The 9,971-nt window shown below is 41.0% G+C and carries 12 protein-coding genes and 1 pseudogene; 12 read left to right on the forward strand and 1 reads right to left on the reverse strand.

The features are described 5' to 3' along the window. Positions 1–216 precede the first annotated feature (216 nt). The 12 genes and pseudogenes from Q0612_RS07310 to Q0612_RS07365 all read left to right on the forward strand — a co-directional run bounded on the left by Q0612_RS07310 (position 217) and on the right by Q0612_RS07365 (position 9,445). Positions 217–1,302 carry a Coenzyme F420 hydrogenase/dehydrogenase, beta subunit C-terminal domain gene (locus tag Q0612_RS07310; protein WP_298882734.1) on the forward strand — a complete coding sequence of 362 codons (1,086 nt, stop codon included), beginning with the start codon at positions 217–219 and terminating at the stop codon, positions 1,300–1,302. Positions 1,303–1,693: 391 nt separating this feature from the next. After that, the gene (locus Q0612_RS07315) at positions 1,694–2,212 is read left to right on the forward strand and encodes a DUF6125 family protein (RefSeq protein ID WP_298882739.1); all 519 of its coding nucleotides are present in this window, start codon (positions 1,694–1,696) and stop codon (positions 2,210–2,212) included. 99 nt (positions 2,213–2,311) lie between these two features. Beyond that, on the forward strand, positions 2,312–3,073 hold the full coding sequence (locus Q0612_RS07320; RefSeq protein WP_298882742.1) for a DUF134 domain-containing protein: 762 nt from the start codon (positions 2,312–2,314) through the stop codon (positions 3,071–3,073). A gap of 47 nt (positions 3,074–3,120) precedes the next feature. Beyond that, on the forward strand, positions 3,121–4,383 hold the full coding sequence (locus Q0612_RS07325; RefSeq protein ID WP_298882745.1) for an FAD-dependent oxidoreductase: 1,263 nt from the start codon (positions 3,121–3,123) through the stop codon (positions 4,381–4,383). A 14-nt stretch (positions 4,384–4,397) separates the two neighbouring features. Continuing rightward, positions 4,398–4,589 (forward strand): 4Fe-4S binding protein, encoded by a 192-nt coding sequence (locus tag Q0612_RS07330; protein WP_298882749.1) that lies wholly within the window; start codon positions 4,398–4,400, stop codon positions 4,587–4,589. Further along, entirely contained in the window at positions 4,582–5,157 is a 576-nt protein-coding gene (locus tag Q0612_RS07335) for a 4Fe-4S binding protein (protein ID WP_298882752.1), read from the forward strand. The genes Q0612_RS07330 and Q0612_RS07335 overlap by 8 nt, the downstream gene beginning before the upstream one ends. A 287-nt stretch (positions 5,158–5,444) precedes the next feature. Next, the gene (locus Q0612_RS07340) at positions 5,445–6,260 is read left to right on the forward strand and encodes a hypothetical protein (protein ID WP_298882756.1); all 816 of its coding nucleotides are present in this window, start codon (positions 5,445–5,447) and stop codon (positions 6,258–6,260) included. 397 nt (positions 6,261–6,657) lie between these two features. Then, complete coding sequence (locus Q0612_RS07345) at positions 6,658–7,065, forward strand: hypothetical protein (RefSeq protein ID WP_298882758.1); 408 nt, start codon at positions 6,658–6,660, stop codon at positions 7,063–7,065. 8 nt (positions 7,066–7,073) lie between these two features. Beyond that, on the forward strand, positions 7,074–7,538 hold the full coding sequence (locus Q0612_RS07350) for a hypothetical protein (RefSeq protein ID WP_298882760.1): 465 nt from the start codon (positions 7,074–7,076) through the stop codon (positions 7,536–7,538). A 52-nt stretch (positions 7,539–7,590) separates the two neighbouring features. Beyond that, a pseudogene (locus Q0612_RS07355) lies at positions 7,591–7,698 on the forward strand (4Fe-4S binding protein); the annotation flags it as partial. A gap of 322 nt (positions 7,699–8,020) precedes the next feature. After that, on the forward strand, positions 8,021–8,812 hold the full coding sequence (locus Q0612_RS07360; protein WP_298882764.1) for a hypothetical protein: 792 nt from the start codon (positions 8,021–8,023) through the stop codon (positions 8,810–8,812). A gap of 153 nt (positions 8,813–8,965) precedes the next feature. Beyond that, positions 8,966–9,445 (forward strand): hypothetical protein, encoded by a 480-nt coding sequence (locus Q0612_RS07365; protein WP_298882767.1) that lies wholly within the window; start codon positions 8,966–8,968, stop codon positions 9,443–9,445. A gap of 288 nt (positions 9,446–9,733) precedes the next feature. Here the strand turns inward: Q0612_RS07365 and Q0612_RS07370 are convergent. Then, positions 9,734–9,971: transposase (locus Q0612_RS07370; RefSeq protein ID WP_298882770.1), on the reverse strand; the 238-nt coding region annotated here is incomplete at its 5' end.

The following is a 9,971-nucleotide window of genomic DNA, read 5'->3' on the forward strand; positions in this document are numbered from 1 at the left end:
GTGGTGTGAGAGGTCGACTGCTCAAATAATGAGCAGTCTCCTACTCGATTGCGCTAGAAATTACGCTGTCAAGCAGTGTCGGCGCATAGTGGCAAACTCGCAGATAGTGCAAGCAAGAGGGCTTATTTGTGATATAATAAAAGAAAAATCACTTAAGCAGAGTATTATGCTGAAATATAAGCTATAAAAGGCTATGGCAATAGGGAGGTTAAAGACATGATTGAGCTGAGCGTCAAACAAAACTGTACAGGCTGCAGTGCCTGCGCCAATATCTGCCCGCGTGGGTGTATAAGAATGACTGCGGACGAGGAAGGCTTTTTATATCCGGTGGTTAACGAAGAAATGTGCATGGACTGCGGTTTATGTGAAAATGTCTGCCCTATGCTGCACAAACCTCAGCAGCATGAGCTGCTTGCTGTGTATGGCGCAAAGAATAACGATGATGCAGTGCGCTTTACCAGCTCCAGCGGGGGAATGTTCACGCTTTTTGCTGAAGAAATTTTGCAGCAGGGCGGTGTTGTGGTTGGCGCAGCGCTGGACGAGCAGCTTAATGTGCAGCATGTGCTGGTGGATAGCATTGCCGATTTGACCAAGCTGCGCGGTTCGAAGTACGTGCAGAGTAAAATCGGCAAGATTTACAGTGAGGTACGGCAAATTTTGCGTACAGGCAGAAGGGTTTTGTTCAGCGGTACGCCTTGCCAGATTGCCGGTTTAAAGAAATATCTGGTGAAGCCGTCGGAAAATCTATTGACGGTTGATGTGGTTTGTCATGGTGTGCCTAGTCCCAAGGTTTATCAAAAGCATTTACGGGAGCTGGCGCAGGAGGCAGGCGAGCCTGTTGTGCAGGTGAAATTCCGCGATAAGGCGAAGGGCTGGAAGCAGGGAGAAACATTATTTTTCACCGAGCATCAGCGCTTTGGTGCGAGCAAGCGGCAGGAAACCTATATGCGCCTTTTCCTGAATAACATAAGCATTCGTCCGTCTTGCGGTGAGTGTGCGTTTAATAATAAGCGCAGCCTGGCAGATATCACGATTGCCGATTATTGGGGCATTGATAAGCAGTACCCGGAATTTGATGATGATAAGGGCGTTACGCTGGTGCTGGTGAACAGTGAAGCCGGAGCGGAATTGCTGGCGAGCGTCAGTGACAAGGCGGAGCTTTTAGCAACGGACTTTGCCAAGGGTGCAGAATATAACGTGGCGGTGAGCAAGTCATTGCCTCTGCATTCTAAGCGGGCGTTTTTCTTTGAGCATCTTGATGAGTACACGCTGAAAGAGATGGTGGAGAAGTGTTTGGAGTGAATGGGGATGGGAGATGGCGTTACGGAACTGCACTTTAACATTTATTAGGAAGCATACGGCGGGACAAACTCCTAAAGCATAGCAAGTGTCGAGACAAAGTGCGGGACAAACTCCTGAAACAGAACATACATCGGGACTAAATGCGGGACAAACTCCTGAAACAGAACATGTATCGGGACAAACAATAGAACAAGCTAGTGATTAAGGTCAAAAAAACAGAACAAGGTACAGAACAAGTTGCTGAACAAGATTGGAGAATAGAACAAGCTAGAAAAATTGAATTTAGTAGTAGCAAAAAAATGTTTTTCGAGTTAAAGGTAGAACATATGGATAAGAATGTTTGTGCATTTCTTTTATCATCCAATTCCCCCCACAAAGGAGGTTATGCATCATGTACAACAAATATCTTGCAGAGCTGAGCAAAGAGCAGCTTTTGGAGCTGATTGAGCTTTATGCGAAAAACTGGCTGGCGCATGACGGAGTCTGGTTTCAGTCGATTGAAGGCAAATTCGGTATGGCGGAGGCCATGTACCATGATGAGGAGGCGTGGAAGCGCTTTACCGTGATCGAAGCCAAGCGTATCAAGGAATTCCTCAAGCTGCCGGAAAATCCCGGCTTAGAGGGCTTGGAGCAGGCGTTGCACTATCGCTTTTACGGCAATCTGAACGAGCATGAATGTATCCATGACGGCAACAGGCTTGTTTACCGCAACCGCGACTGCCGTGTGCAGACGGCGCGCAGCCGCAAGGGTATGCCTTATCATCCTTGCAAATCGGTCGGCATTTACGAATACAGCGGTTTTGCAGCCACGATTGACGCGCGCATCAAATGCCGTTGCCTGAGCTGCTTCCCTGATTGTACGGAAAGTCCTGACGGCTGTGCGTGGGAATTTTATCTGGAAGAAGAGTAGAATATTTGCTGATGTAAAATTTAAATGGGCATATGTCAAAAATATAATTGACATATGCCCGTTTCACTTATATAATGGACTTAGAGAGGAGAAAATCAGATGCCTAGGAAAGTAAAATGCAGAAAGGTTTGCCATTATCCGCAAACGCTGGAGTTTTTACCGCAAAACAATAATGCAGAGCAGGAGCCTATTGTTCTTACCGTTGACGAATACGAAGCGATACGCCTGATTGACAGGCGAGGCATGAGTCAGGAGCAGTGCGCGGCCTTTATGCAGATTGCGCGGACGACAGTGCAGCGCATTTACGAAACGGCGCGCAAGAAGCTGGCGGATTTTGTTGTGGAAGGACGGCCGCTGCGTATTGAAGGCGGAGATTTCCGGCTCTGTAACGGCAGCAGTACAGGCTGCGGCTGTGTTGATTGCTTTAAGCAAAAATTATATGAAAAATACAAGGAAAAGGGAGAAGATATCATGAGAATTGCAGTAACCTACGAAAACGGCGAGATTTTTCAACATTTCGGACATACTGAGGAGTTTAAGGTTTATGATGTGCAGGACGGCAAAGTTGTTGCGTCCGAAGTTGTGGATACCAACGGCCAAGGTCATGGTGCTTTAGCAGGCGTTTTAACCGCGCTGAAGGCAGACGCTCTGATTTGCGGTGGTATCGGCGGCGGTGCGCAGATGGCGTTGGCTGCTGCAGGCATTAAGCTGTATGGTGGCGTAAGCGGCAGCGCAGACGCAGCGGTAGAGGCTTTGCTGGCAGGCAATTTGGACTACAACCCCGCTGTTAAATGCAATCACCACGGTGAGCACGGCGAAGGTCACACCTGTGGCGAGCATGGCTGCGGCGGACATCACTAATATAAGATAAACTACGAATACTTTATTGCAAAGGAGGCCTGATGTAAATGGCGATTATTGTAAACCCGACGGCTGCAGAGTTCAAGCAGATGCTGGCCGAAAAGAAAACCTTTCTGGCAGATTTTTATGCGACCTGGTGTGGTCCCTGCAAAATGCTCAGTTACGTGCTGGAGGATATTGCTAAGGAGATGGGCGAGTGTATAGACATCGTGAAGATTGATATAGATAAGGAGCCGGAGCTGACGGAGGAAATGGATATAACCATTATTCCCGGTCTGTTCTTTATCAAAAACGGCGAAGTTGCTTCGCGTTACGCAGGCTTTCTGCCGAAGGAACGATTGCAGGCAAGACTGGAAAAGCTTTTGGGCAACGAGCCTCCGGTGGAGCAGGCTCCCGATAGAAGCTATGATCTGATTATTATCGGCGGCGGTGCTGCCGGTCTGACGGCAGCCGTTTATGCACGTCGTGCGGGATTAAAGACTTTGGTGCTGGAATCCTTTGCTCCCGGCGGCAAGCTGATTAAAACCTTTGAGATTGAAAACTGGCCCGGTATTAAGAACGTCAACGGCTCACAGCTGGCCTACGATATTTACGAGCAGGCGATGGCTTTAGGCACGACCTATCTTTATGAGAAGGTTGCTGCGCTGGAGGCAGAAGGAGCGGAGCGCCGCGTGCGCTGTGCGAGCGGTGCGGAGTTTACGGCGCCTGCTGTGATTATCGCTACCGGTACTGTGGAGCGCTTGCTGAACATTCCGGGCGAGCAGGAGATGATCGGCCGCGGCATCAGCTTCTGTGCTGTCTGCGATGCGGCGTTCTACCGCAATAAGCCGGTAATTATTGTGGGCGCAGGCAATGCTGCCTTTGAGGAATCGCTGTATCTTGCGGAATTTGCGTCGAAGGTTACGATTCTGGCGCGTCGTGATGTTATCAGCGCGGAGCAGATTACGCAGGAAAAGGTGGCTGCTAATCCGAAGATTGAGGTGCTGACATGGCGTGTACCGCAGGAGGTTATTATCGAAAATAATCGCGTTGCGGGCCTCAAGGTGCTTAATAAACAGACAGGAGCAGTGGAAACGATGCTCGCAAAAGGCGTATTCCCGTATATCGGTGCGGACCCTGTTACAGAGTTCTGCCGTGATTTGGGTATTACCAATGACAAGGGCTATCTTGTTGTGCACAGCGATATGTCAACTGCAATTCCTGGTGTGTATGGCGCCGGTGATGTGTGCGACAAGGTGCTGCGTCAGGTTGTGACGGCTACTAATGACGGTGCTATTGCGGCTCAGAGCGCGCTTGCGTATTTGCGTTAAGGACGTGTGGCGTTATGAAAAGATTTGCGGTGGTAAACGAGGACAGATGCGTTTCCTGCGGTGCCTGCACGCATGTGTGCCCGCGTCAGGCGATAAGTGTATATAGGGGATGCTTCGCAAGGGTAGACAAGGAGCGCTGCGTTGGCTGCGGCCTCTGTGCCAAAACCTGTCCTGCAGGCAGCATCAGGGTGGCAACAGATGGCTAAGAAAATACAGCATTGGTATGATTATCTTTGGCTATGGCCAATAATATATTTCGCGTTGGGCTTTTTCAATATTCTTTTTGCCTGGCTGGGAATGATTGATTTTATGGTGCCTGTTTTGTTGGCGCTTTTCGGCGGTAACAAGCTGTTCTGCAACCGTTATTGCGGACGCGGCTTGCTGCTGGCAAAGCTGGGCGGCGAGTGGAAGTGGTCGCGTAACAGCGCTACGCCGGAGCTTTTGGTCGCCAAATGGTTCCGCTTCGGCTTTTTATGCTTCTTTATGGCTATGTTTGGCAATATGCTGTGGCAGACCTATCTTGTAGCAACGCAGGCGCAGTCCCTGCGTGAGGTTGTAACGCTGCTCTGGACGTTTAAGCTTCCTTGGGCGTGGGCCTATACCGCAGGCAGCTCTTCGGCATGGGTTGCGCAGTATGCCTTTGGCTTTTACAGCGTAATGCTCACCTCTATGCTGCTTGGCTTGGTGGTAATGGCGCTGTTCAAGCCGAGAACCTGGTGTACCTTTTGCCCGATGGGGACTATGACGCAGATGATTTGCAAAATGAAGCAGTAGAGGGTTGGGCACAAGGCCTACGAAAAATTTTTATAGTGTGTGTATAAATGAACCTCCTGTATGCAGCTGAAACAGTTGCTTGCAGGAGGTCTTTTTAGATTTAAAATGTAATTGGAATTATAGCAGGAAAAAAGTTTGCAGAAGCGAATTTAATAAAGTAAAAGTGCAGTTTTTGCGGTACCGGAAAGCAGGAGCTTAGTGGATTAAATCGTGATGTGTTTAACAGCAATATAAAAAGAAAGGAAAGTATGATTTTAGCTTATATGAATATCATACAAGGAAGTAAGATGGCTAGATTGAAACAAGGGGATGTACTAGAGGTTTTGTTAGATAATAATCAAAATAAGGGATATATAGTATATTTAGCAAAATCGAATCCCTTTAACTATAAACTATTTGGATTGTGTGCTGTTATTCCTAGTGTTGCAGGGTATGGTGTAGAAGAAATAGCTAAGAAAACATGGTTGTCAACAATCATGATTTTTGAAGATAACAAATGGAAAAAAATAGGAAACATTAAGATTGATTCTTTTGAGTGGCCAGATTTTTATGAGAGCGTAATAGATACTGAAAATAAATTTAGAATATATCATTGGGGCGATGGAAATAAGGAGAAAGTAATAAGAATCGTTGAAGGGAAAGATGAATTAGGCAATGCTCAACCAGGAAGTGTTTTTTATCCTGAAGCTGCGTTAATATACTATAGAGAAAAACTTATGGAAGCTTCTTTATATAAGATGCATGAGAATGCTTCTGATATAACAAAAGAACTGGCAAAAGAAATGGACTTTTCTGGGCTATATGGAGAAGTTTACTCATACACAAAAGATTTGATAAAAGTGAATAAAGATGAAATTGTTAAAAAAGTTAAATGTGTTTATCAATCAGAATTACTTTTCCCAGACACAGCTTTACAGTTTTATATGGGAGTGCTGAAAGCGCAACTAGAGGAGCACTGTGTTGATAACGAAGTGGTTAGAAGTTATCAGCAGCTTGTAAATCAAGAGAAGGACTATTTGAACAAAGAAGAGTGGCTGAGTGAGCAAGTACAAAAGCTTAACAACGAGCTGAAGAAATTCAAATTAAGGATTGCGATAAAATGAAGATTTTGGCTTTTGTAATTATTGGTATGTTTTTTAAAGCGGTTTTAAGTGTAAAAAGAACAAGAAAACTATCTTTACAAGAAAAAGTAAGCTGCTTAATTCTTTTATCATCATGCCGATTGTTGCAGCAGGTATCTTTAATGAAGATATAAGAGTACTGTTGAAAAGCAATATAAAATTATGGCATTCTTATATTGTTGTACTACTCATAGTATTGTATGTATCGGTTTTAAAAAAGCTCAAACTTTAGAGTACGGAAAAAGAAATGATGTGTATAAAGGGATGCTCATATTTACTGTTGGATTACTTATATTTTGTTTGAGTAAACCTTGAAAAGGATCAAAGCGTGACTTTTTTGTAAAAATAGTATACAAGATTAAAATTTTGAGTTGATAGAATGATTGCTTGCGGAAGGAACGTTAGAACAGGTATTTTTGTAGGTAGCTTTTTTAGCATAACTATATTTTGTATAGTAGTTTGGAAAATTATTTTCGGATGCAATATTACAAATAACGCTGATTTAAGTATATATAAGACCTTTTTGTGCATACGGGATCCTGAAAATAGTACATGGATAGATTTTTACATAAAAAAAGAAGTCTTGGGAAAGAGTGCTGTCGTGCTAAAGAGAAATTTAAGGATTGAAGGAATGAATAATGATGAAATAATTAATTATTATCATAATGAATTTCCTGAGAGCTTGTCGACTCAAAATAGGAATACTATTAGCTATAAAGACGGAAGCAACCACTGCTTAATAAGAAACGAAGATAATAGTTTGGAAGTATCTGTAATCAGAAGATAGGAGAAAGCGTGTTTAGGTCTTTTTTTACTAAGGAAACGATAATTATATCATTAGCAATGATAATGATAACTATAATTTCTATAGGAGTGTTTTTTGCACCTTTGCTTCGGTATAGATGTTTAGGTGATAATACAAGATATACTAAAGATTTATATTATACGTGGCATAATATTTATATAAATGAACCGTGTGAATTGGTGATGTTTTCAGAACCTAGTTTAGCTAATTGGTCGGTTACGGCAATTTACAAATATGGCAATGATAATTTAGATGTCAAACAGAAATACATTAAGCTTTTACAAGATAATGATTGGAAATTGGAGAGGATTGAAAGTAGTAAACAAATATTTTCAAAAAATAACTTACTATATTACTTGGAAGAAGAGGGAAATGGAGTGATAAAAATCAGCGTAAAACTTAAAGGGTATGATGATACTAGCTTATTAAACAAAATAATATATGGAGTGAATTAAAATGATTAGTGTGGATGCTTGCTAAAAGTTTTTACATAATAAAAGCCAATACTCTATGCTGCTTGGCTTGGTGCTAATGGCGCTGTTCAAGCCGAGAACCTGGTGTACCTTTTGCCCAATGGGTACTATGACGCAGATGATTTGCAAAATGAAAAAATAGCTTATGAAAATAATCTAAGCATATGCAAAAATGACCTCCTGTAATCAGATGTAAAAATCTGCTTGCGGGAGGTCTTTTTAGATTTAAAATGTAATTGGAATTATAGCAGGAAAAAAGTTTGCAGAAGCGAATTTAATAAAGTAAAAGTGCAGATTTTGCGGTACCGAAAAGCAGGAGCTTAGTGTATGAATAACGTAGGTTGGTGAAATTTTGGTGGTGGTGAAAATGTCTGCATGGAGGTATAATATACGTTAATGTTAAAAAACTTGGCTTAAAATTTTACCATGTTTTGAAGAAAGGCTAATTGAGTGGTGACTTTAAAATGAGCAGATTATATATTGGCGATGTTTTAGAAGTTGTTATCGACAAGTATCAGAATAAGGGGTATTTAATTTATTTGGCGAAGCATATACCCATAGGATTTAAAATGTTTGGACTTTATGCTATACATCCAACTATACATGGATGTAATATTAACGAAATAAAGAATAAAAAGATAATATCTACTATAATGATATTTGAGGATGAAAATTGGCAAAAAATTGGCAAACTGAAGTTGGAGAATTTTATTTGGCCAGATCAATATGAAAGAGATTTAAATGATAATAATAAATACATTGTTTATCATTGGGGGGATGGCGAAGAAAAAAGAGTAATTAATGTGGTAACAAAAGAGTCGGATTTGGGCTTAGCACAGAAAGGTTCTACTTTTTTCCCCGCTGGAGCATTAAGATTCTATAGAAATAAATTAAGAGAATTAGGATTGTATAATCTTCCTGAAGAATGCATGGAAGTTATTGATAAAGTGGAAGATATTGATGGATTGTATGGTGATGTATATTATAGTACCAAAAATAAGCTAATTAAAACAAAAACGAATATTTTAATCAGCATGAAGAATGAATATCAATCTGAATTACTCTTCCCAGACACAGCTTTACAGTTTTATATGGGAGTGCTGAAAGCGCAACTAGAGGAGCACTGTGTTGATAACGAAGTGGTTAGAAGTTATCAGCAGCTTGTAAATCAAGAGAAGGACTATTTGAACAAAGAAGAGTGGCTGAGTGAGCAAGTACAAAAGCTTAACAACGAGCTGAAGAAATTCAACAGATAAATTTTATAAATTTTAATGAGGTTTTTATACAATAGTAGCAGTAATAAGCAGAAAGCTATCTGCTGAGAATGTGTCTATGAAAAGCCACTAATAAAACTATGCGTGACTTTGTTGAATTTAAAAATAACATAAACTATATGGGAGATGTATGAGGTGAAATTAAAGACAATAGTTTCAATTTATGATTATCTGCTTAGCTTACCTATGGATTATAAGCATGATCATCCGATATATGAATTATTAGCGCCTTTAGAGGATGAATTACATATGAAAGTAAATGTTGCTACAGAAGTATCAATTGACGATTTGGCAATTCTAATCTCAAAAAATTGGCTACTTAATTTTGAGGATGAAAAATTTGCTTGGAGCATTTATATGTTATATATAAAAAAGTACTCTAAAGATATAGACGCATATAGAAAAATATCTTATTTTTTGATGATGTATGGTTGGAAATTGGAACATGAGATTTTAGAAATGTTCATTGATGAAGATTATGATTTCAATACAATGTATATCTATTGCATTAATTTACAGCTGTATAATCAAAATGGAATTCATGAAATGGGAGAGAAAGAAATGTCTGAGTATCTTGGCAGAATATGTAAGTCTAAAATTTGTCACAACGAGTAGATAAATAGGATAATACAGATGTATTGTTCGAACTTATCAGAAGCAAACTATTTTATAAAAACGTATTTAGTGAAAGTAGTATAGAAGATTAAAAATTGGAGTTGATAGAATGATTGCGTGCGGAAGGGAAGTTAAAACAGGTATTTGGTACTGTCAATAGTTTTGCGCAAATTTCTTCAGACATCCTAGCAGAAGTTTAGTTATATAAGTTTAACGGTTAGTGCACTTCACCGTTAAATATCAACTAGCTTCTGCTTTAGATACCTTTGCTTATTAAGTTAGCTGTTTTTAAGATATTTTTGCTTCGCAATACAGTTCTTCGGCAAGCATATCTGTTAGATGTTTCATGTTCAAGTAACGTTTTTTGCCCCAATCATTGCTGGCTATATAACGCAATCTTGCACATACAAGCATCAATGCTGATTCACCATCAGGAAACGTGCCAATCACTCTTGTGCGACGCTTTATTTCTCTGTTTACACGTTCAATAACGTTATTGGTACGTATACGCAGCCAATGCTCTGAC

Origin of the sequence: uncultured Phascolarctobacterium sp., assembly GCF_937920985.1 — a bacterium.
Classification (GTDB): domain Bacteria; phylum Bacillota; class Negativicutes; order Acidaminococcales; family Acidaminococcaceae; genus Phascolarctobacterium_A.